Source organism: Mesorhizobium sp. M0894 (genome assembly GCF_040319725.1).
Lineage (GTDB): Bacteria > Pseudomonadota > Alphaproteobacteria > Rhizobiales > Rhizobiaceae > Mesorhizobium.
In genome coordinates this window covers 1-23,494 of the sequence record NZ_JAMYOG010000010.1, presented here as the reverse complement: position 1 = coordinate 23,494, position 23,494 = coordinate 1, and the positions used below count along the sequence as shown (strand labels likewise).

The window sequence follows — 23,494 nt, the reverse complement described above, 5'->3', positions numbered from 1 at the left end:
CAGGCGAAAACTATTCGGTTGCGGTGAGCCGCCGCCCTGCCTACGATTTCGCCTACGCTAAGGAAAGGGCAGGATGCAGCAACCCGGCCGGGCCGCAGAGATCAAGGCAATCGGGATCGGCAAGAGCTTCGGCTCGTTCCGTGCGCTGGATGATCTGACGCTCGATATCGGCCGTGGCGAGTTCCTCACCCTGCTCGGCCCCTCCGGTTCCGGCAAGACCACCTTCCTGATGATCCTTGCCGGCTTCATTCAGCCGACTGACGGCCGCCTTTACAGCGACGGCGTCGACATCACCGAGCGGCCGGCCGAGCAGCGTGCCGCCGGCATGGTTTTCCAGGGCTACGCATTGTTCCCGCATATGAGCGTCGAGGCCAACATCGCCTTCCCGCTCAAGGTGCGCAAGAAACCGGCGGCCGAGATCAAACGCCGCGTCGGCGAAATGATCGAGCGCGTCGGGCTCGAGGGCCACGAGAAGAAACTGCCGTCGCAATTGTCCGGCGGCCAGCAGCAGCGCGTGGCGTTGGCGCGGGCGCTGGTGTTCGAGCCGGGCGTACTTTTGCTCGATGAGCCGTTTTCGGCACTCGACAAGGGCCTGCGCGGCCAGATGCAGGCCGAGATGAAGCGGTTGCACCAGGAGACCGGCACCACCTTCGTCTTCGTCACCCATGATCAGAGCGAGGCGCTGGCGTTGTCGTCTCGCGTCGCCATCTTCAACCATGGCAAACTGCTGCAGGTCGGCGCGCCGGACGAGGTCTATGATCGGCCGGACAACCGCTTCGTCGCCGAGTTCCTGGGCGAGATCAACATGCTGCCGCTGAAGGGCGTGCGCCCGGCCGACAATGGCTCGACGGGCCTCTGCGAAGACCGCGCGATCAGCATGCGCTGCAAGGCCGAGAAGGTCCGGGGCGACGCCATCCTGGCGATCCGGCCCGAATACATGTCGATCGCCCGCGAAGCCGCCGCAGGCGAGAACGGCATTGCCGCGACTGCCGTCGCCTCGACCTATCTCGGCGCTGCAACGCGGCTCGATCTGACGACGCGCCAAGGCGCCAAGATGACGGTCTCGGTGCCGAACGAGGTTGCCGCTTCCGCGCTCAGCCAAGGCAATTCCGTCTGGCTGACCTGGCCGGCGGAGAAAGGTTTCCTCCTTCCGGATGGAGGACAATGACGATCGGCGTGGCGAATTCGCCAAGCTGACTTTCAGGAAATACCAACGACAAAAAAGGGGAACTGACATGACAAACCAAACCAAGAAACATTCCATCGAGGCGCTGTCCGCCAGGGCCGTGCGCGGAGAGATCTCGCGCCGGCAGTTCACGCAGCTGGCCGCGCTGGTGCTGGCCGGCACGCCGATGCTGCTGCGCTCGACCGGCGCCTTTGCCGCGGCGAAGGAACTGGTGCTGGTCAACTGGGGCGGCGACGCCATCACCGCCTATGACGCGGCTTACGGCCAGGCCTTCACCAAGGAGACCGGCATCGTCGTTAAGATGGATGGCTCCGGCCCGACCGAAGGCGCAATCGCGGCGCAGTTCAAGAGCGGCGCCCCGACCTGGGACCTGGTCGACGTCGATCCGTTCTCGGCCATCACGCTCGGCGCGCAGGGCATGCTCGAGCCGATCGACTATACGATCGTCGACAAGAAGAAGATGCGCGAGGGGTTCGGTTGGGAACACGCCGCCTCGACCTATTTCTTCTCCTACGTCATCGCCTACGATGCCGAGAAATACGGCAGCCAGGCACCGACCGGCATGGCCGACTTCTTCGACGTGGCAAAATTCCCCGGCAAGCGCTCGCTCTACAAATGGGGCGTGTCGAGCTGGGAAGCGGTCCTGCTTGCCGACGGCATCGCGCCGGCCTCGCTCTATCCGCTCGACCTCAAGCGCGCGCATGAGAAGATCGCTGCCTTCAAGGAAAACGTCGTCGCCTATTGGGGTGGCGGCGCCGAAAGCCAGAGCGTGCTGCTCAATGGCGAGGCCTCGATGGCGATCGTCTGGTCGACCCGGGCTTCGCTCATCGAGCAGGATTCCGGCGGCAAGATCAAGTTCATCTGGGACCAGGGCCTGATCTCGCCCGGCGCGCTCGCCGTGCTCAAGGGCAATCCCGGCGGCAAGGACGCGGCGATGAAGTTCATCGCCAGCACCCAGGACCCGGAGAAGGAACTCATCATGTTCGACAAGCTCGGCCAGGGTCCGGCCAATCCGGCCACCGATGCGCTGATCCCCGCCGACAAGAAGCGCATCAACCCGGTCGATCCCGAGAACATGAAAAAGCAGATCCCGCTCGACATGGATTGGTACGCCAAGAACTATGGGGCAGCACTCGACGAATACACGAAGATCATCTCCGCCTGACAAGCCGGGATAACCGGATGAGAGCATACCTCTCCGACAGGATGGGCGCGGCGCTGTTGATGGCGCCGCTGCTCCTCTTTCTTGTGCTGGCCTACGCCTGGCCATTCCTTGGCGTGGTCAAATGGAGTTTTACGCTGCCCACGCCGGGGCTGGGGCAGTACAATGCACTGCTCACGGATCAGTTGGTGCAGTCGGTCTTCATCCGCACGCTGCGCATCGCCGCGATCGTGACGATCGTTTCGGTTGCCGCCGCCTACGCCATCACCGTCGTCTGGGTGCGCGGCACGCCGGTGCAGCGCGTCGTGGCCGAATTCTGCATCCTGGTGCCGTTCTGGATCTCGGTGCTGACCCGCGCCTTCGGCTGGGTGGCGCTTTTGTCCAATCGCGGCCTGATCAACACCTGGCTGCAGGCGGTCGGCTTCATCTCGGAGCCGCTGGCGCTGGTGCGCAACGAGTTCGGCGTCATCGTCGGCATGACGCATTTCCTCATCCCCTTCGCCGTGTTTCCGCTGGCCTCTTCGATGCGCAGTCTCGACGACCGCGTGCTGCTGGCGGCGCGCGGCCTCGGCTCCAGCCGCATGCGCACCTTCTGGTCGGTGTTCGTGCCGATGACCCGCTCCGGCATCATCGGCTCGGCGCTGATCGTCTTCGTCTTTTCGCTCGGCTTCTTCGTGACGCCGGCGATCCTCGGCGGCGGCCGCAGCGTGATGATCGCCGAGTTGATCTACCTCCGTATCTTCCAGAGCCCGGACTGGGGCCTGGGCGCTGCGATCAGCGTGGTGCTGGTGCTGTTCGTCGGCGCGCTGATGGCGCTGCTGTTCCGCTATATCAGACCAAAGCAGTTGGTGTAGCGCGATGCCGACCTATCGCCCCGGTCCCGTCTCGCTGGTCCTCGCCGCCCTGGTCGCGCTGTTTCTGCTGTTGCCGCTGCTCGCCGTCATTCCGGTGTCGCTGACGCCGAGCCGCATGCTGGCGATGCCGTCGGGCGAATTGTCGCTGCGCCATTACCGGGCGTTGATCGAGGATCCGCGCTGGATCAACTCGACCCTGCTCTCGATCAGGATCGGCGTCGTCAGCAGCGCCTTTTCCACCGTGCTCGCGCTGTGCTTCGGCCTCGGCGTCTGGATGTTCCAGCCGCGCTTCACCGCAGCATTGGTCGGCTTCGTGCTGCTGCCGATGGTGGTACCGCCGGTGGTCTCGGCAATCACGCTCTATTTCCTGCTGACCTCGATCTCGGGTTTCTCGTCGTTCTTCGGCTATGACACCTGGCTGGGTGTCGCCATGGCGCATGCGGTGATGACGGTGCCCTTCGCCACGGTGCTGATCCTGGTGTCGCTCAGCCAGCTCGACCGCCGCATCGATCTTGCCGCGCGCGGCCTCGGCGCCACCGTGTGGGAGCGCGCCACCCGCATCATCATGCCCAACATCAAGTTCGGCATCGTCACCGCGGCGTTGTTGTCCTTCGTGCTGTCCTGGGAAGAGATCGGCGTCACCCTGTTCATCACCTCGGTCAACGCCATCACGCTGCCGCGCTTGATGTGGATGGGCCTGCGCGACAACATCGACCCGGCGATCGCCGCACTCTCGGTGATCCTGATCGTCATCACGGTGCTGGTGCTTGTGGCGCGCAGCGTCGTGGTCAGGCTGCGCGCGGCGCAGTGAGGGCCGCCTCACTGCCGCGGTGACTGGCGCGAATGAAACCTTGCGCCACGATTTTCGTTATAGGTAGTTCAACACGTCGAAGGCTTCGCCATGAATCAAGGATGGTTTTCCAAGCCGGTTGCGGTTGCGGTCGGCATCGTGGGAGATATCCGCAACATTTCCAACGCACGGCAGGCTGTCGAATTGCTGGAAGCCCACTGGCGCGACGCTGGCAGCGCCAAACACGGCTTGGCACGGCGCACATGCCGCCGCGCTATGAGCGACGACCGCTGGACCGAAGCCGCCAGGGACGCGTTCATCGAGGCCGCGCGGGAAGCGCATGTCCTGGTCGAGCGAGCCGTTGAACCGCAGGACCGGTCCAGGCAGGCGGGACCGTGATCGATTTGTGAGCCTCGGTGGTTCGGCCGATCTATTGCATCTCAGGCAGCATGCAGCCTTGGAATGGCACTGACGTCAACCTCGCGCTCCGCGTGCCACGCATCGTAAGCGGCCTGCATCCTGAGCCAGATCGCGGCGCCGTCGCCGAACATCTTTCCAAGACGCGCCGCGACAGCCGGCGACACCGGCTTCTTTTCGCGGATGATGTCGTAAAGCTGCTGGCGCGAGATTCCGAGCAGATTGGCGATTTCCACCTTGGTCTTTCCGGTTGCCGGGATAATGTCGTCGAGCAGCGCCCCAGGGTGGGATGGGCAGCGCTCCATCGGACGCATCGGCTTATAACAGGTCATGGCCTGGTTATCCTTCGGTTGGGTCGCCACGTGCCATAGTGATATTGTTCGAAATCTACCCGGGTTGCCAGACCTCCCGAAAACCTGGCGGAGCTGTGTCACAGTGCCGCTATCCGCTAACCCATGGCATGGCGGATTCTCTTGGACAGGCGGCTCAAAAATGCCGGCCTCGACGACGCATCAAGCTTCCACGACAGCACCGCCGTTGCCATTTTCCGCGGCAACACCCCGACCGACAGGAACCAGGCGGCAAGGATTGCGCGCCGCCGCAGGGATGCGGTCATTTCGAGGCTGGCGACGGCGCCGGCCGCCCCGAGCGCCAGCCGGGAATCGTCGGCCACGGGGTGTCGGTCTCTGTCGGCGCAGAGCGACGCCAGCCGCTCTTCCAGGTGGACCGGATCGTGGCGGACGGCATCCGACGGCACGATGGTCAGGCCGATCCCGGAGGCCTGGTCCGACAGTGCCTGCATGCGGCGGAAATCGTGGGTTACCCGCCAGCGTGCCCGCTCGGCGAGCTTTTCGCCGAAGACCGAATGGTTGGCGCCGTGGATCCGGTAGGCGCCGAGGCATTCGTCGATCGATTGGACGTGCCCGTACATCGGCGCCAGCGTGGCAAGATAGCCATCGGCGCCCTGGCGGAACTCCGGCTCCGGTATGGGCATGATCGACTCCAGCGTTGCGCGGTCGAACGCCAGCCCGCTGGTCACGGTGGTCTGGTAGCGGCCCTTGTGCAGGAGTTTCGGCATGACATCGCCGCTGTCGAAAGGCAGTTCGGGCGGCGGAAAGACATCCTTGATGCGTTGCCCTTCGTCGACGATATGCAGTCTGGACTGGACCTGGGCGGTTGCCTCGTCCCAGGTGTCGACGATGGTGGAGACGGCGGTCGGATAAAGATAATCGTCGGCGTCGAGGAACAGGACGATCTTGCCCGAGCTCGCTGCAAAGCCAGTGTTGAATGCCGCGGCGTGTCCGCCATTTTGCGCTCGCGGACATGCGAGGATCTCGTCGCGATACGATTCCATGATTGTCGTGGAATTGTCCTGCGATGCATCGTCGACGACGATGACTTCGACATCCGCGTAGTCCTGCTCGAGGGCGCTGTCGATGCTGCGTTTGAGGAACCGCGCGTAGTTGTAGTTCGGGATGATGATGGATACCGGAATTCTCGGGACAGTCTGCATCGCGTTTGACCTCGCATCTTGCTTTGGTTCGGCAAAGGCCCGCTCATGGGCCTGCCCCCCTCTTCAAGCGCCCTCTTGGCGCGCAACGAGTTCCCTGGGAGAAAGCCTGCGCTTTCTATCAGGAGACGGGTCACGTTTCGCTTTGCGACTTCGTACTGAGGCCGCCATTGCCTTCGAGGGCTGCTGCCATGGTCAGGGGGTCGGCGGCAGCAAAAGCCCAGACGGTTCGGCCAAGGTGATGTCGCAACCGAGCCCGACGGAAATGTCTCGCCTCGCGATCAGGTCGGGAGTGAAGCGGACGGGTGCCTTGAAGGCATGGCGGATACTGGCCTTCAAATGCGGCTGGAACAAGCCCCGCATCGAAAATAGGGCCACTTCAGGTTGCGTTACAGGCGGCATGCCGCGACGGGCCGGTGCTTTTGCCCCAGAGCCGGCGAACCGCCTCCGGGGCTTATGGTCACGTGGCCTAGACAGTCAGGCGGCCTGCAAACCCGGCAGCGACAGGTCGACTTCCTCCGGCAAGTCGCCGGCCATGGCGGCGGCAAACTTGGTCTGGTCGAGTTCTCCCTCCCAGCGTGCCACCACCACTGTCGCCACCGCATTGCCGATGAAGTTGGTCAGCGCCCGGCATTCCGACATGAAGCGGTCGACGCCGAGGATCAGCGCCATGCCGGCGACCGGCACGGTGGGGACGACCGAAAGCGTTGCCGCCAGCGTGATGAAGCCGGCGCCGGTGATGCCGGCGGCACCCTTGGAGCTCAGCATGGCGACGGCGAGCAACAGGATCTGGTCGCCGTAGGTGAGTGGCGTGTCGGTCGCCTGCGCGATGAACAGCGCCGCCAGCGTCATGTAGATGTTGGTGCCGTCCAGATTGAAGGAATAGCCGGTCGGGATGACCAGGCCGACCACCGAGCGGTTGCAGCCGGCGCGCTCCATCTTGGCCATGAGGCCCGGCAATGCCGCTTCCGAGGACGAGGTGCCGAGCACCAGCAGCAGCTCTTCCTTGATGTAGCGGATCAGCGCCAGGATCGAGAAGCCATTGTAGCGGGCAACCGCGCCGAGCACCACCAGCACGAACAGCAGCGCGGTCAGGTAGAATGTGCCGATCAGCATGGCGAGGTTGGCGATCGAGCCGATGCCGTATTTGCCGATTGTGAAGGCCATGGCGCCGAAGGCGCCGATCGGTGCGGCCTTCATCAGGATGGCGACGAGGCGGAAGATCGGCGTGGTCAGTGCCTGCAGGAAATCGACGACCGGACGGCCGCGATCGCCGACCAGTGCCAGGGCGACACCGAACAGCACCGAGAAGAACAACACCTGCAGGATGTCGCCCTGCGCGAAGGCGCCGGTGATGGTGTCGGGGATGATGTTCATCAGGAAGCCGACGATGGTTGTGTCGTGCGCCTTCTCGGCATAGGCCGTCACCTTGGTGGTATCGAGCGTGGCCGGATTGATGTGCATGCCGGCGCCGGGCTGGACGACATTGGAGACGACCAGGCCGACGACAAGCGCCAGCGTCGAGAACACCAGGAAATAGATCATCGCCTTGCCGGCGACGCGGCCGACCTTCTGCAGGTCGGAAACACCGGCGATGCCGGTCGCCACCGTCAGGAAGATCACCGGCGCGATCACCATCTTCACCAGCTTGATGAAGGCATCGCCGAACGGCTTCATCGCCTCGCCGGTTTCCGGATAGAAATGTCCGAGCAGCACGCCGGCGGCGATCGCCGCCAGCACCTGCACATAAAGATGCCGGTATAAGGGAAGTTTGCCGCGCGGCTCGGCGGCAGCGATTGCTGTCTGCATGACGTCCTCCATGGCGCCCCGATCGAAAGCTCGACTCCCCGGGGCAGTTGTTTTGACCAGCAGCCTCGCGACTGCTGAATTCGTGTTTGCAACAGCCGTGCCAGATACGCAGAAGAGCCTTTCATCATTGATTTTGTTGAGCATTCACAAACGTCCGCACTGCTGGACACACAGACAAGTGCGAATCTCCGCATAGGTCGAATTGTGTTTTGTGCGAGTTCATGCACAAATGGGCGATGCTGCAACGCCCCGCCGGTGCCTTGTCTTCGACGCCCGAGCAACTCGCCAGGCGGGCACGCCGAGCCTGGCTGGTGTTTGCGGCCGTCGCCCTGCTGATCCTCACCGCAACGCTCTACGGCGCCGGCCTTTACGGCCGCACCGCCGAGGTCGGGACCTTGGCGGCGCAGGGGCGTACCGACGCCAATCTGAAGGTCGCGCTGCTGCGCGCCGTGCTCGAAAGCCCGCGCGCCCTGCCGCTGCTTTTGTCCGCGGACCAGCAAGTGCGTGACGCGCTGTCGCAGAAAAACGCCGCGGCAATCGATGTTCTGAACCGCAAGCTCGAGGGGCTGGTCTCCGGCACCAAGGCCTCGGTGCTCTATGTCGTCGGCACCGACGGACTGGCGATCGCCTCCAGCAACTGGCGCGAGCCGATCAGCTTCGTCGGCAATGACTACCGTTTTCGCGATTATTTCTCCGGCGCGATGCAGGCCGGAACCGCCGAGTACTTTGCGCTCGGCAATGTCAGCAAGCGTCCCGGCCTCTACATTTCGCGACGCGTCGGCGATGCCGCCGCACCGCTCGGCGTCGTCGTCGTCAAGATGGAGTTCGACCAGCTCGAAGCCGACTGGCGCGAGGCCAACCGCCCGGCCTATGTCAGCGACGAGAACGGCGTCGTGCTGATCACCAGCGTGCCGTCCTGGCGCTTCATGACAACCGCGCCGCTGGCCGGACCTGAGCAAGCCGCGATCCGCGACAGCCAACAGTTCGGCGACGCGCCGCTGGTTCCGCTGCCGATCATGCACCGGCAGGCGCTCAGCCCGGATGTGTCGATCGTCCACGCGGTGACGCCCGGCGGCAGTGAGGCGGAGTATCTCAGCCTTTCCACGCCGGTCCCTTCGACCCCATGGCAGCTCGACTATCTGATCCCGGCCGAAGCGCCGATCGCCGCTGCCGTCCGCGAAATGCGGCTTCTGGCACTGGGTGCCGTCGTCCCGCTGCTCGGCCTGGCCGCGTATCTGTTGTGGCGGCGGCAGTCGGCGCAGATGCGGATTGCCGCCGAACAGGCGGCGCGCACCGAACTCGAACGCCGCGTCGTCGAACGCACCGAGGATCTGAGCCAAGCCCGCGACCGGCTGCAGGCCGAGATAGCAGGCCACCGCAGCACCGAAGCCAAGCTCCAAATCGTGCAGCAGGATCTGGTCCAGGCCAACCGCCTCGCCATCCTCGGCCAGGTCGCCGCCGGTGTCGCCCATGAGATCAACCAGCCGGTCGCCACCATCCGCGCCTATGCCGACAATGCCCGCACCTTCCTCGACCGCAAGCAGACCGGGCCGGCCGAGGAAAACCTCGGCGCCATTGCAGCACTTACCGAACGCATCGGCTCAATCACCGAGGAGTTGAAGGCATTTGCCCGCAAGGGCCGCACCGCCGCCGAGCCTGTTGAATTACGTGGTGTTGTCGAGGGCGCGGTCATGCTGTTGAGAAGCCGCTTTGCCGGTCGGCTCGACGCATTGGCCATCGACCTGCCGCCGCCGAGCCTCAAAGTCATGGGCAATCGGGTCCGGCTCGAACAGGTGCTGATCAACCTCTTCCAGAACGCGCTCGAAGCACTCGACGGCCGCGACGACGCTTATGTGCAGGTATCGGTCGAGGAGACCGCGGACGGCGTGACGGTCGGCGTGTCCGATAACGGACCTGGCATTCCGCCCGGGATTCTCAAGTCGCTGTTCACGCCGTTCAACACCTCCAAGGAAAAAGGCCTCGGCCTTGGCCTCGTCATCTCGAAGGACATCGTCGCCGATTATGGCGGCCGCATCGAGGTTTCAAGCAACGACAGCGGCACCCGCTTCACCATCCATCTCATGAAAGCAGCGTAAGCCATCATGACGAACGACAATGCCGCGCCGGTGATCCTGATCGACGACGACCGCGATCTCCTCAAGGCCACCGCGCAGACGCTGGAGCTTGCCGGCTTTTCGGTCTCGGCCTTTGCGGTGGCGGCTGAGGCGCTGGCCGGGCTCGACGCCGGTTTTACCGGTGTCGTGGTGTCGGACATCCGCATGCCTCAGATCGACGGCTTGCAGCTTTTCAACCGCATCCTGCGGCTGGATGCCGACATTCCCGTCATCCTCGTCACCGGCCATGGCGACATCGCCATGGCCGTCAAGGCGATCAAGGACGGCGCCTACGACTTCATCACAAAGCCCTTCGCCGCCGACCGGCTGGTACAGAGCGTGCGCCGCGCAGCGGAAAAGCGCCGCCTGGTGATGGAGAACCGGGCCTTGCGCGAGGCGGCCGGAGAGGCGCAGGACGGCCTGCCGCTGATCGGCCAGACGCCGGCGATGGACAGGCTGCGCCGCACGCTACGCCAGATCGCCGACACCGACGTCGACGTGCTGGTGACCGGCGAGACCGGCTCCGGCAAGGAGGTGGTGGCAAGCCTTCTGCATCGCTGGAGCCGCCGCGCCAAGGGCAACTTCGTTGCGCTGAATTGCGGCACGCTGCCGGAGACCGTTATCGAAAGCGAATTGTTCGGCCATGAGGCCGGCGCCTTCACCGGCGCTCAGAAGAAACGGATCGGCCGCATCGAGCACGCCAGCGGCGGCACGCTGTTCCTCGACGAGATCGAAAGCATGCCGGTCTCGACACAGGTGCAGATGCTGCGCGTGCTGGAAATGCGCGAGGTCACCCCGCTCGGCACCAACGAGGTGCGGCCGGTGGATCTGCGCGTCGTCGCCGCCGCCAAGGTCGATCTCGGTGATCCGCGCCAGCGCGGCGCTTTCCGCGAGGATCTCTACTATCGGCTCAACGTGGTGACGATCTCCATTCCGCCGCTGCGCGAGCGCCGCGACGACGTCGCCCTGCTGTTCTTCTATTTCGCCGAGCGCGCCGCCGCCCGCTTCCATCGTCCGGTGCCGGCAGTGCCGGCGACGGTACATCGCCATCTGAGCGACCATGACTGGCCGGGCAATGTGCGCGAACTGGCGCATTTCGCCGAGCGGTTCGTGCTTGGATTGGAGGAAGGCGCCGAAGCACAACCCCCTGCCCCAACTGAATCGAACGCCGCCATGAAGCTGCCGGAGCGGCTGGAGCGCTACGAGGCCGACATCATCCGCGAGGCGCTTGGCCGCAACGAGGGCGATGTCAGGCGCACGATCGAAGCGCTGGGGATTCCGCGCAAGACCTTCTACGACAAGCTCCAGCGCCACGGCATCGTGCGCAGCGATTTTTCCAGGTAATCGCCGCCGGGCCGAGAGGCTCGGCTACTTGGCGTCGTGGAAGATGATACCGACGGTGTGGCGCATGCCGGAGCGAAGCCGGCTGACGCCGTGCCTGAGATTGACCCGGTAATTGCCCCGCGTGCCCTGGACCGGACGATTGTGGACCGCGAAGGCGACCGCGTCGCCCTGGCGCAGCGGCACCACCTCGACGCGGCTTTGCATGCGCGGACGCTGCTCGGTCAGCACGAACTCGCCGCCGGTGAAATCCTTGCCGGGCTCGGACAACAGGATCGCCACCTGCAGCGGGAACGCCAGATCGCCGTAGAGATCCTGGTGCAGGCAGTTGAAATCGCCGGGGACATATTGCAGCAGGAGCGGCGTCGGCCGCGTTTGGCCCTGCTCGTGGCATTGCTCGAGGAATGCGGCGTGTTCGTCGGGATAGCGCTGGGCGATACCCATGCGCGCGTTCCAGTCGTTGGCGACCGCGGCCAGGCGCGGAAAGAGCGCGGTGCGCAAGCCGCCGATCAAGTCGGGTAAGGGATAGCGGAAATAGCGGTACTCGCCCTTGCCGAAGCCGTGCCGCGCCATGTGGACATGGCTGCGGAAATGGCTCTCGTCCGGATAGAGCCCGGCGATCTGCCGGCACTCCTGCGGCGTCAGCAGCTTTTCCATCACCGCGCAGCCATAGCCGCTCAGCTCGCCGGCGAGTTTCGGCCAATCATAGGCGGCGACGCGCGCCTCCGCCGATTTGATCGCCGCTTTCGCGCCTATCGAATGGATGGTCATGGCTTCGCCTCCTTCTCTACGACCAGAGATGGGTGAGACAGCGCGCGCAGACCACCCGTTTCTTGCCGGGTGAGCTTCGCGGGATGGATATCATCCGATTTCCGATTTCGTTGTCGTGCGCTAAACTTGTTCCACTTCAACGGGACCGCCATCTCAATGATTGTCCAGACCTGCATCAATGGCGCGCGCAGCGCCGATTTCCACCCGCGACTGCCGCTCGACGCGGAGGCCATGGCGGGCGACGGTGCGGCCTCGATTGCCGCCGGTGCGGCCGAGCTGCATGTCCATGCGCGCGGACTCGACGGCCGCGAAAGCATCGCGTCTGCGGCTATGGACCGGACTGTGATGGCGCTCCGCCGTGCCTGTCCGGGAACGCTGATCGGCGTGTCGACCGGCGCCTGGATCGAAAACGACGACGAGCGGACGCTGGCCGCGATCGCCGGTTGGAGCGAGCTGCCCGACTATGCCTCGGTCAATCTGAGCGAAGACGCCGCGCCCGCCGTCATGGAGAGTCTGCGCCAGCGCGGCATCGGCATCGAGGCGGGGCTTGCCTCCGTCGCCGACGCCGAACGCCTGGTGAGCCTCGACCATGGCAAACGGGTGCTGCGCATCCTGATCGAAATCTCCGAGCAGCCCCTGGACGCGGCGCTGGAGGTCAGTGACGATATCGCCGCCGTGCTCGACGGCGCCGGGATGCGCCGGGCGATCCTGCTGCACGGCGCCGACGCCACGGTCTGGCCTTTCGTGCACCGGGCGGCGGAACGCCGTTGGTCGACGCGCATCGGACTGGAAGACGGCAAGGAGCTTCCTGATGGAACAGTAGCACCCGGTAACGCCGCACTGACAGCGGCAGCCGTCGCTATCTTCGAGACCAGCCGTTAGGACGGGGAAACGGCCAATCTCCTTTGATGCAGCGCTTCACGCGCGTCGTTCCGTTCTATTGGGTTATGACCTTCGTCATGGTCGCCGCACTTTGGTTGTTTGCCGGTCGTGCAGTGTCTCTTGAGCAGCTCACCAATAACCTGCTTTTCATTCCCTATCTCGACTCTGTTACAGGTTATGTCCAACCAGTGCTTGGCGTGGGTTGGACGCTCAATCTGGAAATCCTGTTTTACATTCTGTTCGCGGCGACTATGGGTCTTGGCACCTTGACGCAAATGGCCATGGTCGGCGTTGTCTTTGCAATCGCCGTAGCGGCGCGCATCATCTTCAAACCCGCCGCCGATACTGTGCTGTTTTTCTATACCACGCCAATCCTGTTTGAGTTCCTTGCCGGCATGGCTCTCGGCCACCTGGTCGGCAGGCTGGCGCGTTTGCCTGCCGTCCTGGGTGTCTCGGCACTCGTGTTCGCCATCGTGTCCATGCTGGTGATGGGCCTTGGCTTCAACTTGCCGCGAACCCTTGCTCAGGGAATCCCGGCGTTGATCCTTGTCGCGGCTTGCATAAGCCTGGAAAGCTACTTCCGGCTTCTTGCTCCTCGCGTGCTGGCAAGGTTGGGTGATGCTTCCTACTCTCTCTATCTGACACATCCTATCGTGCTGCTTGCGACCGCTCCTGTCGTTGCAAGCGCCAATGTATCACCATGGCTCGCAGGCACGGTTCTTGTCGCCGCTTGCATCGCCGTCTCCCTGGCCAGCTATAGTTTTATTGAGAAGCCGCTTTTGGCGATATCTCGGATGAGCCTCTCCGCCTATCAGGTGAAGGCACAATAAGTTGAGGTTGCGCCTCGCAGCGATTTTGCGACATGCATAAAACAAAAACTTAAAGCGCGTCGCAGGATCCGTTCAATGCGACGCGCTCTAGGTGCAAAAATAGCCGCCCGGTTGGACCCGAAGCAGCTTGTTATTTTATGCACTTCGGCAATGTGTCAGTGGCTACTTTGCAATCATGTAGGCATCATCAGTGTAGAGTTTGCCAACTCCACCATAGTGACCCACCCCAAACACGAATGACTGAGGTGTACCTGATCCGTCGGAATCTCGCCCGACCGGCCAGGTTGCGTTCGACGACGATTGCCAAAACACCCCATCCAGATACCAATCGATGCCTACCCCTTCATAGAGATCCGCGCGCAGCTGAAACCAGCGGCCCTTCGGGGCGGGAACATCGTTAGCCGGATTGTGGACTCCGGCCGCCGCATTTTCCACATGCAGCATCACCACATCGTCAGTCGGATTGTCGGTCAGGTTGACCCACCACGTTGGATCCTGCTTGAAAGGCGATTGCTCGGTCACCTTGAACTGGAAGATATTCGTCCAGCCGTTTCCCGCGTATTGGTAATCGGAGGGAATGAAAAACCACGCGACATAAGTTCCATCGATCCCTGACGGCGACATCGCCTGGAGCGGACGTCCGAAAGCGTCGTTCTTGGCCAGGCCGCCCGCAAAGAGCCACTCCTTGTAGACTTTGGAGTGGGGCTTCCCGGCATTGATGGCAGCCAGCGTCGTTTCGAACTTTCCGAAGCTGTTGCCACCGTGCGAGGATACATTCCCTGCCCCGGTCGAGACCAGGCCGCTGACAATTGCGTTCAGGCTGGGATCGGCTTCCGCCGGATTCTCCGCCTGGACGAAAGACCAGTCGGTATAGCACGAGGCTCCGGTGCAAGGCCCCTCCTCCCAGTCCGCTCGCCAGTAAGGCGCGTTCTGGGCATATGCGGCGCCAACTGGCGGCATAACGGCGGTAATGGTGCAGATTGCCGTCAGCACCAACAGATGAGAAATCTTCTTCATGTCGATCTACCGTTCCTTTCTAAGCTATGGATTCCAGGCACCTCTTGCGTCACTTGCTTCTTTCACCCTCGAACACAGCGCGTCCCGAACGGCGCTGTACCGCCAACTCAAGCCGGCGGCGCTGAACCTTCAAAGGGTATCCGGAAAACAAAAAACCCGCCTCGGGAGGGCGGGTCGGCGGCGCGATTAGCACCATACCCAAATTAGTAGCATAGCTGCCGGCACAAAGCAAGAACAAAATGTGGCATCTGCGACGAAACTGCCGACAGGCACAGGGGCACCGCGGATGACGTGGCTCTTGCCGTTGTTAAAAATCTCTCATAAGGTATTTTCATATCAGAAAGAAAATTCGACCGTTTATTTCCTTTTATGAAAGCCTGAGCGTTTGCGGGAACATCTCGATCAGACCGACCGGCGACTGGTCAAGCTGCTGTCGCAGGATGCGCAGCTTGGCGTCAACCGCCTCGCGGAGAAGATGGCGATCTCGGTGCCGACGGTGCGCATGCGGCTGCGCAACCTGCTCGACCGCAACCTGCTCAAGATCGTCGGACTGCTTAACCTGACCGAACGCCCCGAGCTGATCTCGGCCATCGTCGGCATCAACGCGCAAGGGCGCGGCCGGGCGCGTGAACTGGCGCAGCGCATCTCCGAACTGCCTTTCGTGAACTCGGCCGCCGTCGTCACCGGACGCTTCGACATCATCGTCGACGTAACGGTGGCCGGCGATGTCGCCGATCTCTACCGCGTCACCAGCGAGCTGATCCCCGGCGCCGGTGAGCCGGGCGAAGTCGTGCGCAGCGAGACCTTCGTCGTCATGGCGTCCTGCAACAAATGGGTCAGCCTGCCTGAAGGCTGCTGGTCGGACGAGACGCGAAAGGAAATGGCATGAAGATCGCGGTTCTCGGCGGCCTCGGCCTGCAAGGCCGGGCAGCGATCGCCGATCTCGTCGCCAGCGACGGCGTCGAGCAAGTGGTCTGCCTCGACACCGCAACCGACGGCGCGGCGCGGCTTGGCGGCCTGACCGACCTTGCCCGGGTGCGTTTTGTCGTGCCGGAGGGCGCGATCGGTCGGGTGCTGGCCGATGTGATGAAGGACGTCGACGCGGTCATCGACCTGTTGCCGCAGCCGCTGATGCGCGAGGCGGTGCAGGCGGCGATCGCGACGCGCACGCCGCTGGTCACCACCAATTACGGCAAGGCCATCGCCGATCTCGCTCCCGAGGCCGAAAAGGCCGGCGTCTCGATCGTCACCGAATGCGGGCTCGACCCCGGCATCGACCTGGTGCTCTACGCGCGCGCCGCAAGCCAGTTCGACACCATCACCGCGATCGATTCCTATTGCGGCGGTATTCCCGAGCCGAAGGCGGTGGTCGAGCCGCTGCGCTACAAGGTGAGCTGGAATTTCGACATGGTTCTGGTCAGCCAGAACCGCGACAGCGTGCTGGTCGAGGACGGCAAACGGGTCGACGTGCCGGCCGCCCGCCAGCACGACAATCGTTTCATCCACGACATCGAGATCGCCGGGCTGGGGCGGCTCGAGGCCTTTCCCAATGGCGACGCGCCGCATTATGCCGACATGCTCGCCGCCGCCAAGGGGCTGCAGCGCTCCGGCCGCTATTCGCTGCGCTGGCCCGGCTGGTCGGCGTTCTGGGCGCCGCTGAAGCAGCTTGGCCTCCTGTCCGAGGACAAGGTACCCGGCACCGGCGTCAGCCCACGCGAATTCCTCGGCCGGCTGCTCGGTCCGCAACTGCAATATGGCGCCGACGAAAAGGACCTTTGCGTGATGCGCAACGTCTTTGTCGGCAGCGAAGGCGGCCGCCGCAAGACGGTGACCTCGGAGCTGGTCATCGAACGCGACCTCGCCTCCGGCCTGTTCGGCATGAGCCTTGGCGTCGGCTATCCCGCCAGTATCGTGGCGCAGATGCTGGCACGGCGCGAGATCGCCACGCCCGGCCTGCTCAACCCGCTGCTGCATGTGCCCGATGGCCGCTTCCTCGACGAGCTGGCCAGGCGCGGCATCAAGGTCGCCGAAACGGTGAGCTGGGATTGAAGATTTTCGAACGGTGGTTGCCGCCGGCAACGGCGCCGCCGCTCAAAAGGCGCCCCGATGGGGTGAAACAACAAGTGGAACAACAAACGACAACAAGGAGGAATGCCCAAATGAAGATTGCCAAGCTTTTCATCGCCGGACTTGCGCTCGCCGGCCTCACCGCTGCCGCCAGTGCCGGAACGCTCGACGAGATTACCAAGCGCGGTGAGTTGCGCGTCGCCGTGCAGACGCAGGGACCGCCCTTCTCGCTGGTCGGCGCCGCCGGCGAACGCACCGGCAGTTCGGTCGAACTCGCCGAACTGATGGCCAAGGAAATGGGCGTCAAGATCACCTTCCTCGACTTCGACTGGGACGGCCTGATCCCGGCGCTGCTGTCGGGCAAGGCCGATCTTCTGGTTGCCGACATGACGCCGACACTGGCGCGTGGCATGAAGGTCGCCTTCACCAAGCCTTACATGTACACGGGCAGCACCGTCTTCACCAAGGCTGGGACCGCCTTCAAGTCCACCGAGGACTGCAAGGCCAAGGGCACCAAGATCGCGGTGCTGCTCGGCGCCACCGGCGAGAAGGAAGCCAAGGCCGCCTTCCCCGATGCCGACATCAAGAGCTACAAGGGCGGCGGCCCGCTGCTGCTCGACGCCGTCAACAACGGCCAGGCCGATTGCGGCGTCAACGACGTCTCGGCGGTCAAGGGCCAGTCAACCGCTTATCCGGCCGGCAGCTTCATCATCATGCCGGACATGCTGTCGAAGGAGCCACTGGCCTTCGCCACGCGCTATGACGAGCAGGACCTGCTGACCTGGATGAACCTGTTCCTCGACCAGGTCAGCCTCGACGGCCGCCTGCAGAAGAACCTCGATTACTGGGTCAATTCCGACGCCTGGAAGAAGGATCACTGAGTAGAGGGAGTAGGGAGTAGGGAGTAGGGAGTAGGGAACGCTACTCGCTACTCGCTACTCGCTACTCGCTACTCGCTACTCGCTACTCGCTACTCGCTACTCGCTACTCGCTACTCGCTACTCGCCATTCACCAGTCACCAGTCACCAGTCACCGCCTCACCATGCTCGAAAACTTCAGCTTCCGCACCATCGTCGAATATCTGCCCCTGTTCGGGCAGGGCCTCGTCACGACCGTGTGGCTGTCTGTCCTCTCCTTTGCCGGCGCGCTCGCCGTCGGCATCGTACTCGCCGCGATGAACCTGCAGCGCGGCCGGCTGTTCCGCGTCCCGGCCAAGGCCTATATCGATGCAGTGCGCGCCACGCCGCTGCTGGCGCAGCTTTACTTCCTCTATTTCGGCCTGCCGCGGCTCGGCTTCGTCCTGCCCGAGCTCGTCGTCGGCATCCTGGCCCTGTCGCTGAACAGCGGCGCCTATGTCGCCGAGATCATCCGCGCCGGCATCCTGTCGATCCCGCGCGGCCAGGTGGAGGCCGGCGTCGCTTCGGGCATGACCTATGTCCAGCGCATGCGCCTCGTCATCCTGCCGCAGGCGTTTAAGGTGGCGATCCCGCCGCTGCTCGGCCAGGCGATCGTGCTGGTCAAGGATTCCGCGCTGTTGTCGCTGATCTCGGTCGCCGAACTGACGCGCGCCGGACAATTGCTCGCTTCCGACCGCTTCATGCCGGCCGAAGGTTTTATCACCATCGCCGCCTTCTACCTGCTGCTCTATTACGGGCTGAAGGGACTGGCGGCACTCTCCGGGCGCTGGCTCGGCCTGGCGGGGGCACGGACATGATCTGGCAGCAACTGCAAAGCATCGCCGGCAGCTATCCCCTCGCCTTGCGCGGCCTCGGCATGACCGTGGTGCTGTCGTTGATCAGCCTGGTGCTGGGCACCTTGCTCGGCTTCGGCCTCGGCATCCTGCGCACAGGCGGCAACCGGCTGATCAGCAGCGCGATCGGCGGCTGGGTCGACCTGATCCGCGGCACTCCGTTCCTGGTGCAGATTTTCCTGATCTTCTTCATCCTGCCGGAACTCGGCATCGAGCTCGACGCCTTCACCGCCGGCATCATCGCGCTGACCAATCTGGCCGCCTGCTTCATCTGCGAGATCGTCGTCGCCGGCATCCGCTCGGTGCCGACCGGCCAGGTCGAGGCGGCGCTGGCGTCCGGCCTGTCGCGCTGGCAGCGCATGCGCCAGGTGGTGCTGCCGCAAGCGATGCGCATCGTGCTGCCGCCGCTGGTCGGGCAATATGTGCTGCTGATCAAGGATTCCTCGGTCGTTTCGGCGATCGGGCTCACCGATCTCACCCGCGTCGGGTGGCTGGTGGTGCAGCGTGTGCCGAACGGCCTGCTCGTCTTCTTCCTCGTCGGCGTCGGTTATTTCATCGTCTGCTACCCCCTGATCATGCTGGCCCGACGGCTGGAACAGCGCATGGGCGCAGCCCATGGCGAGGTGCAGCTATGACGAACCTCAGCAGCAAGAATGGTGCCGGCATGATCGAATTTCGCGGCGTCAACAAATGGTTCGGCCAGCTCAACGTGCTGAGGGATATTACGCTGAGCGTCGAGCCGCGCGAAGTGGTCGTCGTCTGCGGCCCGAGCGGCTCGGGCAAGAGCACCTTGATCCGCTGCATCAACGGGCTGGAGACGATCCGCGACGGCGACCTGACGGTCGACGGCCAGCGCCTCGGCGACCCCGCCACCAACATGACGCGACTGCGTACCGAGATCGGCTTCGTCTTCCAGTCGTTCAACCTCTATCCGCACAAGACGGCGCTCGAGAACGTCACCCTGGCGCCGATCCATGTGCGCAAGATCCCGCGGACTGAGGCCGAGAAGGCCGGGCGCGAGCTGCTCGCCAAGGTCGGCCTCGCCGACAAGGTTGATGCCTATCCGGCGCAGCTCTCAGGCGGCCAGCAGCAGCGCGTGGCGATCGCGCGCTGCCTCGGCATGCGCCCCAAGATCATGCTGTTCGACGAGCCGACCTCGGCGCTCGACCCCGAGATGATCTCGGAAGTCCTCGACGTCATGGTTGCGGTGGCCGAGGAAGGCATGACGATGATGGTGGTGACGCACGAGATGGGCTTTGCCCGCAAGGTCGCCCAGCGCGTCGTGTTCATGGACGCAGGCGCCATCGTCGAGAGCGGCACGCCGGACGAGTTCTTCTCCAACCCAAAGACCGACCGCAGCCGCGCCTTCCTGAGCAAGATCCTGCGGCATTAGGGTTCAAACTCAACTCAGCTGGCTGTCGTCGATGGCCGAGATGGATGGAAAGCGGCCCTTCGCTGGACGTTCCCTAATACGACAGATGCGCGCCGGGCTTCCTCTTAGGGCGGCCATTGCCGCACTTCCACCAGCCGCTTCCCTTATGCGGGCATCAAATCGATGACCCGCATGATCGCGACCGCACTGCTCGTGTTCTGGGTGCCTTCTGTCGTAGCGCCATTAGCGCAGGCCCAAACATCGCCCTTCTTGACTGTGAACTTTTGTTTGTTGTGAACGACCGAAAGTTCTCCCTCAGTCATGTGGCAGAGCATGTCGTTCTTCATCATGTTGTCAGCCGTCTTCGCTCCGGGCTGAATGACAACATCGCGCAGCTTCACCGTTGCATAGGCTGGTATGACCGACTTGCGCTCGCCAAGCGCTACAACTCTGACGCCGGGTGAGACCTCCTTGCCCTCATCGGGGCCGTAAGTCTGGGCGGCTGCTGGTGTCCCCCAAGCGATCAGAGGCGTTGCGGCCAGTGTAAGACCGAGTGCAAGTGTGGATCTACGATTGACGGCTTCCATTGTTTCCTCCCTGTTCAAAAGTTGGTCGGAAAGGCAGGCCAACAATCAACGATGGGCCGTTGCGGCGAAGAGTCAACTGACCTTCCGAGTTAGTTCAGTCTCGCTCGCGGCTAGCGAGTTTCACAAACCACTCGGGTCGCCGAGACGGAGAGGGGAAATTGCGCTGACCATGTCATTGCGTGCGACCTTGTCCCGACATTAAAGACATTTCGTTCTTGCGAAGGCCCTCGCTGCCAAAGACCCCTCTCCGGCCGCTTTGCGGCCACATCTCCCCCCGCTTGGCGGGGGCGAGGAAGCCAAACCTATTGCATATCGGCGTGGGTGCTCAATTCGGCCCTCTTCTCATCCGAGACGACGGCGAGGTCGAGGACCTTCTGCAATTCGGCAGCATGCCGGAACGACGGTTCGGCCTGGACGCCGTTGCGGACTGCATCGATGAAGCGCTGGTAGTTGGTGGGCACCGTTCCGGCGTCCAGAACTTGCCATTTAGCGTTCTCGACGTCTTCGCCGAGGAAGGCATGACCATGATGGTGGTGACGCACGGGATGGGCTTTGCCCGCAAGGTCGCCCAGCGCGTCGTGTTCATGGACGCCGGCGCCATCGTCGAGAGCGGCACCCCGGACGAGTTCTTCTCCAACCCGAAGACCGACCGCAGCCGCGCTTTCCTGAGCAAGATCCTGCGGCATTAGGAGGGCATTAGGACAAAGCGGACCTCAGACGATGCCGTGCTTTCTCAACAGCGCCTGCTCGTCGTCTGATATCCAGCCGAAAACCTTCGGCTCCGCGTCCAATTTCTGCACGAGGTAGTGGACGTCAAAATCTATCGCCACCTTCGATTGATCCCTGCGGGCATAGGTTGCCGTCCAGGCGACATGGGCCACGCAATGATGTTCGTCTATCGGCGAGAGCCTGAGGTTGCGTATCCGCATTTCCTTCGTACCTATCGCGCGATAGTGCGCATAGCCTTGCGCCATGACCTGCTTGAGTTGCCCATCGTTCTTTCCAGTCATGACCCCGGCGGGCGAAGCCGCTATGAAGTCCGAAGCATACAGCGATGCGACTTCATCCATGTCCATGTCGCCGCCGAGGGACTGGTTGAAAAAGCGCTCATATCTCTCGAATAGCTTCCTTACGCTGGTTTCCATCATTTCATCTCCAGGTGAGGCTATGTTGGGTGGGAGCAGGAAACGCTCCGCCGATCTCCGACATCCGCAATGGCCTCAGCCATGATGACTTCGTCCCGGGGGTGGAGCAAGGAGCGAAGCGACGCGGCGCAGACCCTGGGATGACGAATGCGTGGTGCGACCCGATTGTGCACGACTTCGATGCCACCCTTGTCGCCGCAGACGCAACAAGCGAAGCCCTGTTGCTCGGCCTTCGTGATGGCGAGCGCGCGGCTAGCGGCGCGCTCGACCCATTCGATTTGGGCGATCGGAGCTATAGCCGCGCCCCTAGTCAAGCACGACCACGGCCTCCACCTCGAAGAGCATCGGGTCGATTGCAAGCTTGGGAACGGGAATTAGAGTCTGCGCCGGCAGCGCCTCGCCGAACATCTCCTTGACGTTCCTGGTCAAGACCCCAAGCTTGGACATATCGTGATCGACCACAAAGACCGTGAGCTTGGCGACCTGATCCGGCCTGGCACCGAGCGCATCGAGGGCGGTGCGCAAATTTGCGTAGGCCTGCGCAACCTGGACAGCGAAGTCGGGCGACAAGGCTCCCGTGCTGTCCTGGCCGCCCTGTCCGGAGATGTAGGCCAGCCGGGCTCCGCGGGGCGTGATCACCGCCGTGCTGTAGCCATTCGGCGATGGGTCATAGAGGTTTTGTGGATTGACGATGGTCAGCTTGAGATCATTCGCTGTGGCAGTGGAAACGCCCATGGTCATCACGATTAACCCTCCGATAAGCAGGCGCTTGGCGCGTGGCATGATTTTCTCTTGGCTCTGCCGACTGCGAGCAAGACACCCTCGCGGCCGGCATGATTGATATCGGCGATCGACTCGTACGCCGCACGAGCCAGTCGCATAGTACGTCGTACGAGTCAATCGTTCAGGATCGACATTCGTCGCGTTGCCGGTCAAAATCGACGGCCCGAACAGCGAGGAAGACGGATGGCAGCCAAACGTAGCGGCGCCCGGAGCACGCGATCTCAGCGGACAAGCGGGTCGCTCCAGCCCGTGCAGGAGCCGCGCAGTGAACCGCCTCTCTCGCGGGAACGTATCGTGGCGACCGCGGTAGAACTGCTGGACGCTCAAGGGGTCGACGGATTGACGATGCGTCGGCTGGCCGATCGCCTCGGCTCGGGCGTGATGAGCCTATATTGGCACGTCGACAACAAAGAGGATGTCTTTGATCTGGCGCTCGATTCGGTGCTCGAATATGGCGGACCGCCGCAACTGGTTGAGCCTCGAGACTGGCGCGGAGAAGTCGTCCATATGCTCGAAGACTGGCGCGCCAGCATGCTGCGCCATCCTTGGTCGGCATCGCTGTTGCCGCGCCGGGCGCTCGGCGCGAACATCCTCAGTCGCCTTGAACTGCTGAGCAAGACCTTGTCCAGGGCCGGTGTGGCGGACGCAGATTTGAACGTCGCGATATGGTCGCTGTGGAACTATGTGATGGGCGCCACCATCAGCCGGGCGAACTTCGACCTCTCGTACGACGGCAGAGCCGACACGCAGCAGCGCCTTACAGGGCTCAGCCAACGCTATCCGACGATCGAACGCTCTCGTCTGCTGTTGGATAACGATTGGGATGGTGCTTTCCGGAAAGGCCTCGGCTTCCTGCTCGATGGCCTCTCTCCAAGACAATGAACTCTGCTTTCAGAGTCGTGACTTCCTGCCGTGAATGGCCGAGATGCAAACTCGGTTTTGTTTTGACCCTGACCGCCCCCGCCCCGCCGCGAGGAACCCAGGCCTATTGCGCATCCGCGTGCGTGCTCAATTCAGCCCGCTTCTCATCCGAGACGACGGCGAGGTCGAGGACCTTCTGCAATTCGGCAGCATGCCGGAACGACGGTTCGGCCTGGACGCCGTTG

Annotated in this window: 24 protein-coding genes and 3 pseudogenes; 17 read left to right on the top strand and 10 right to left on the bottom strand. The window is 63.3% G+C overall.

Annotated features, from left to right (window positions below; genetic code table 11):
* Positions 1–73 precede the first annotated feature (73 nt).
* From NKH91_RS19695 to NKH91_RS19675, 5 genes are all read left to right on the top strand, one after another.
* Positions 74–1,168, top strand: a complete 1,095-nt coding sequence (locus NKH91_RS19695) for an ABC transporter ATP-binding protein (RefSeq protein ID WP_352844638.1) — start codon at positions 74–76, stop codon at positions 1,166–1,168.
* Between the two features lie 67 nt (positions 1,169–1,235).
* Positions 1,236–2,351, top strand: a complete 1,116-nt coding sequence (locus tag NKH91_RS19690) for an ABC transporter substrate-binding protein (RefSeq protein ID WP_352844640.1) — start codon at positions 1,236–1,238, stop codon at positions 2,349–2,351.
* Between the two features lie 17 nt (positions 2,352–2,368).
* The gene (locus tag NKH91_RS19685; RefSeq protein WP_031194462.1) at positions 2,369–3,202 is read left to right on the top strand and encodes an ABC transporter permease; all 834 of its coding nucleotides are present in this window, start codon (positions 2,369–2,371) and stop codon (positions 3,200–3,202) included.
* A gap of 4 nt (positions 3,203–3,206) precedes the next feature.
* Entirely contained in the window at positions 3,207–4,013 is an 807-nt protein-coding gene (locus NKH91_RS19680; RefSeq protein ID WP_352844644.1) for an ABC transporter permease, read from the top strand.
* Positions 4,014–4,103: 90 nt separating this feature from the next.
* Positions 4,104–4,391: a DUF982 domain-containing protein gene (locus tag NKH91_RS19675; protein ID WP_352481695.1), complete on the top strand. Its 288-nt coding sequence runs from the start codon at positions 4,104–4,106 to the stop codon at positions 4,389–4,391.
* A gap of 41 nt (positions 4,392–4,432) precedes the next feature.
* On the opposite strand, the gene NKH91_RS19670 is transcribed toward NKH91_RS19675, so the two are convergent.
* From NKH91_RS19670 to NKH91_RS19660, 3 genes are all read right to left on the bottom strand, one after another.
* Complete coding sequence (locus NKH91_RS19670; protein WP_031194464.1) at positions 4,433–4,741, bottom strand: HigA family addiction module antitoxin; 309 nt, start codon at positions 4,739–4,741, stop codon at positions 4,433–4,435.
* A 116-nt stretch (positions 4,742–4,857) separates the two neighbouring features.
* Positions 4,858–5,922 carry a glycosyltransferase family 2 protein gene (locus NKH91_RS19665; protein WP_352494435.1) on the bottom strand — a complete coding sequence of 355 codons (1,065 nt, stop codon included), beginning with the start codon at positions 5,920–5,922 and terminating at the stop codon, positions 4,858–4,860.
* 474 nt (positions 5,923–6,396) lie between these two features.
* Entirely contained in the window at positions 6,397–7,728 is a 1,332-nt protein-coding gene (locus tag NKH91_RS19660) for a dicarboxylate/amino acid:cation symporter (protein ID WP_292659748.1), read from the bottom strand.
* 236 nt (positions 7,729–7,964) lie between these two features.
* Here NKH91_RS19660 and NKH91_RS19655 point away from each other — a divergent pair, with 236 nt between their 5' ends.
* Together NKH91_RS19655 and NKH91_RS19650 are read left to right on the top strand one after the other, a co-directional pair.
* Entirely contained in the window at positions 7,965–9,824 is a 1,860-nt protein-coding gene (locus NKH91_RS19655; RefSeq protein WP_352589578.1) for a sensor histidine kinase, read from the top strand.
* Between the two features lie 6 nt (positions 9,825–9,830).
* Positions 9,831–11,186 carry a sigma-54-dependent transcriptional regulator gene (locus NKH91_RS19650; RefSeq protein ID WP_352494437.1) on the top strand — a complete coding sequence of 452 codons (1,356 nt, stop codon included), beginning with the start codon at positions 9,831–9,833 and terminating at the stop codon, positions 11,184–11,186.
* 24 nt (positions 11,187–11,210) lie between these two features.
* Here NKH91_RS19650 and NKH91_RS19645 read toward each other — a convergent pair whose 3' ends face one another.
* Complete coding sequence (locus tag NKH91_RS19645) at positions 11,211–11,954, bottom strand: 2OG-Fe(II) oxygenase (RefSeq protein ID WP_352481701.1); 744 nt, start codon at positions 11,952–11,954, stop codon at positions 11,211–11,213.
* A 156-nt stretch (positions 11,955–12,110) separates the two neighbouring features.
* Between NKH91_RS19645 and NKH91_RS19640 the strand changes: the two genes are divergently transcribed.
* Together NKH91_RS19640 and NKH91_RS19635 are read left to right on the top strand one after the other, a co-directional pair.
* Positions 12,111–12,836 carry a 3-keto-5-aminohexanoate cleavage protein gene (locus tag NKH91_RS19640; RefSeq protein ID WP_352494438.1) on the top strand — a complete coding sequence of 242 codons (726 nt, stop codon included), beginning with the start codon at positions 12,111–12,113 and terminating at the stop codon, positions 12,834–12,836.
* A 26-nt stretch (positions 12,837–12,862) separates the two neighbouring features.
* The gene (locus NKH91_RS19635) at positions 12,863–13,666 is read left to right on the top strand and encodes an acyltransferase family protein (RefSeq protein WP_352844647.1); all 804 of its coding nucleotides are present in this window, start codon (positions 12,863–12,865) and stop codon (positions 13,664–13,666) included.
* 162 nt (positions 13,667–13,828) lie between these two features.
* Here NKH91_RS19635 and NKH91_RS19630 read toward each other — a convergent pair whose 3' ends face one another.
* Positions 13,829–14,683, bottom strand: a complete 855-nt coding sequence (locus NKH91_RS19630; protein ID WP_352816449.1) for a hypothetical protein — start codon at positions 14,681–14,683, stop codon at positions 13,829–13,831.
* A 385-nt stretch (positions 14,684–15,068) separates the two neighbouring features.
* Here NKH91_RS19630 and NKH91_RS19625 point away from each other — a divergent pair, with 385 nt between their 5' ends.
* The 6 genes from NKH91_RS19625 (at position 15,069) to NKH91_RS19600 (ending at position 19,894) form a co-directional block, all read left to right on the top strand.
* Positions 15,069–15,572, top strand: a complete 504-nt coding sequence (locus NKH91_RS19625) for an Lrp/AsnC family transcriptional regulator (protein ID WP_023677254.1) — start codon at positions 15,069–15,071, stop codon at positions 15,570–15,572.
* Complete coding sequence (locus NKH91_RS19620) at positions 15,569–16,732, top strand: saccharopine dehydrogenase family protein (protein ID WP_352844649.1); 1,164 nt, start codon at positions 15,569–15,571, stop codon at positions 16,730–16,732. The genes NKH91_RS19625 and NKH91_RS19620 overlap by 4 nt, the downstream gene beginning before the upstream one ends.
* A gap of 110 nt (positions 16,733–16,842) precedes the next feature.
* Positions 16,843–17,631 (top strand): ABC transporter substrate-binding protein, encoded by a 789-nt coding sequence (locus tag NKH91_RS19615; RefSeq protein WP_023720608.1) that lies wholly within the window; start codon positions 16,843–16,845, stop codon positions 17,629–17,631.
* A gap of 162 nt (positions 17,632–17,793) precedes the next feature.
* Positions 17,794–18,465, top strand: a complete 672-nt coding sequence (locus tag NKH91_RS19610) for an amino acid ABC transporter permease (RefSeq protein WP_352844651.1) — start codon at positions 17,794–17,796, stop codon at positions 18,463–18,465.
* The gene (locus tag NKH91_RS19605) at positions 18,462–19,136 is read left to right on the top strand and encodes an amino acid ABC transporter permease (protein ID WP_023720610.1); all 675 of its coding nucleotides are present in this window, start codon (positions 18,462–18,464) and stop codon (positions 19,134–19,136) included. Before NKH91_RS19610 ends, NKH91_RS19605 begins: the two co-directional genes overlap by 4 nt.
* Positions 19,137–19,165: 29 nt before the next feature.
* Entirely contained in the window at positions 19,166–19,894 is a 729-nt protein-coding gene (locus NKH91_RS19600) for an amino acid ABC transporter ATP-binding protein (protein ID WP_376703691.1), read from the top strand.
* A 143-nt stretch (positions 19,895–20,037) separates the two neighbouring features.
* Here NKH91_RS19600 and NKH91_RS19595 read toward each other — a convergent pair whose 3' ends face one another.
* Entirely contained in the window at positions 20,038–20,460 is a 423-nt protein-coding gene (locus NKH91_RS19595; protein WP_023720612.1) for a hypothetical protein, read from the bottom strand.
* 302 nt (positions 20,461–20,762) lie between these two features.
* Positions 20,763–20,978 (bottom strand): annotated as a pseudogene (locus tag NKH91_RS19590) (Gfo/Idh/MocA family protein); the annotation flags it as partial.
* Here NKH91_RS19590 and NKH91_RS19585 point away from each other — a divergent pair.
* Positions 20,952–21,149, top strand: a pseudogene (locus tag NKH91_RS19585) (polar amino acid ABC transporter ATP-binding protein); the annotation flags it as partial. The pseudogenes NKH91_RS19590 and NKH91_RS19585 sit on opposite strands and share 27 nt — an antisense overlap.
* Positions 21,150–21,173: 24 nt before the next feature.
* On the opposite strand, the gene NKH91_RS19580 reads toward NKH91_RS19585, so the two are convergent.
* Positions 21,174–21,605 carry a DUF6841 family protein gene (locus tag NKH91_RS19580; protein ID WP_023720614.1) on the bottom strand — a complete coding sequence of 144 codons (432 nt, stop codon included), beginning with the start codon at positions 21,603–21,605 and terminating at the stop codon, positions 21,174–21,176.
* Between the two features lie 306 nt (positions 21,606–21,911).
* Complete coding sequence (locus tag NKH91_RS19575) at positions 21,912–22,388, bottom strand: RidA family protein (protein ID WP_352494445.1); 477 nt, start codon at positions 22,386–22,388, stop codon at positions 21,912–21,914.
* 183 nt (positions 22,389–22,571) lie between these two features.
* Between NKH91_RS19575 and NKH91_RS19570 the strand changes: the two genes are divergently transcribed.
* Positions 22,572–23,270: a TetR/AcrR family transcriptional regulator gene (locus NKH91_RS19570; RefSeq protein ID WP_352639466.1), complete on the top strand. Its 699-nt coding sequence runs from the start codon at positions 22,572–22,574 to the stop codon at positions 23,268–23,270.
* Between the two features lie 103 nt (positions 23,271–23,373).
* Here the strand turns inward: NKH91_RS19570 and NKH91_RS19565 are convergent.
* Positions 23,374–23,494, bottom strand: a pseudogene (locus tag NKH91_RS19565) (Gfo/Idh/MocA family protein); the annotation flags it as partial.

Bases quoted from the DNA above. Each gene is read 5' to 3' on its own strand.
- NKH91_RS19660 (WP_292659748.1), bottom strand. From the start codon at position 7,728: ATGCAGACAGCAATCGCTGCCGCCGAGCCGCGCGGCAAACTTCCCTTA.
- NKH91_RS19600 (WP_376703691.1), top strand. From the start codon at position 19,166: ATGATCGAATTTCGCGGCGTCAACAAATGGTTCGGCCAGCTCAACGTG.
- NKH91_RS19695 (WP_352844638.1), top strand. From the start codon at position 74: ATGCAGCAACCCGGCCGGGCCGCAGAGATCAAGGCAATCGGGATCGGC.
- NKH91_RS19595 (WP_023720612.1), bottom strand. From the start codon at position 20,460: ATGGAAGCCGTCAATCGTAGATCCACACTTGCACTCGGTCTTACACTG.
- NKH91_RS19575 (WP_352494445.1), bottom strand. From the start codon at position 22,388: ATGCCACGCGCCAAGCGCCTGCTTATCGGAGGGTTAATCGTGATGACC.
- NKH91_RS19605 (WP_023720610.1), top strand. From the start codon at position 18,462: ATGATCTGGCAGCAACTGCAAAGCATCGCCGGCAGCTATCCCCTCGCC.
- NKH91_RS19680 (WP_352844644.1), top strand. From the start codon at position 3,207: ATGCCGACCTATCGCCCCGGTCCCGTCTCGCTGGTCCTCGCCGCCCTG.
- NKH91_RS19670 (WP_031194464.1), bottom strand. From the start codon at position 4,741: ATGACCTGTTATAAGCCGATGCGTCCGATGGAGCGCTGCCCATCCCAC.
- NKH91_RS19570 (WP_352639466.1), top strand. From the start codon at position 22,572: ATGGCAGCCAAACGTAGCGGCGCCCGGAGCACGCGATCTCAGCGGACA.
- NKH91_RS19650 (WP_352494437.1), top strand. From the start codon at position 9,831: ATGACGAACGACAATGCCGCGCCGGTGATCCTGATCGACGACGACCGC.
- NKH91_RS19685 (WP_031194462.1), top strand. From the start codon at position 2,369: ATGAGAGCATACCTCTCCGACAGGATGGGCGCGGCGCTGTTGATGGCG.
- NKH91_RS19615 (WP_023720608.1), top strand. From the start codon at position 16,843: ATGAAGATTGCCAAGCTTTTCATCGCCGGACTTGCGCTCGCCGGCCTC.
- NKH91_RS19675 (WP_352481695.1), top strand. From the start codon at position 4,104: ATGAATCAAGGATGGTTTTCCAAGCCGGTTGCGGTTGCGGTCGGCATC.
- NKH91_RS19620 (WP_352844649.1), top strand. From the start codon at position 15,569: ATGAAGATCGCGGTTCTCGGCGGCCTCGGCCTGCAAGGCCGGGCAGCG.
- NKH91_RS19655 (WP_352589578.1), top strand. From the start codon at position 7,965: ATGCTGCAACGCCCCGCCGGTGCCTTGTCTTCGACGCCCGAGCAACTC.
- NKH91_RS19640 (WP_352494438.1), top strand. From the start codon at position 12,111: ATGATTGTCCAGACCTGCATCAATGGCGCGCGCAGCGCCGATTTCCAC.
- NKH91_RS19630 (WP_352816449.1), bottom strand. From the start codon at position 14,683: ATGAAGAAGATTTCTCATCTGTTGGTGCTGACGGCAATCTGCACCATT.
- NKH91_RS19635 (WP_352844647.1), top strand. From the start codon at position 12,863: ATGCAGCGCTTCACGCGCGTCGTTCCGTTCTATTGGGTTATGACCTTC.
- NKH91_RS19645 (WP_352481701.1), bottom strand. From the start codon at position 11,954: ATGACCATCCATTCGATAGGCGCGAAAGCGGCGATCAAATCGGCGGAG.
- NKH91_RS19665 (WP_352494435.1), bottom strand. From the start codon at position 5,922: ATGCAGACTGTCCCGAGAATTCCGGTATCCATCATCATCCCGAACTAC.
- NKH91_RS19610 (WP_352844651.1), top strand. From the start codon at position 17,794: ATGCTCGAAAACTTCAGCTTCCGCACCATCGTCGAATATCTGCCCCTG.
- NKH91_RS19580 (WP_023720614.1), bottom strand. From the start codon at position 21,605: ATGGAAACCAGCGTAAGGAAGCTATTCGAGAGATATGAGCGCTTTTTC.
- NKH91_RS19690 (WP_352844640.1), top strand. From the start codon at position 1,236: ATGACAAACCAAACCAAGAAACATTCCATCGAGGCGCTGTCCGCCAGG.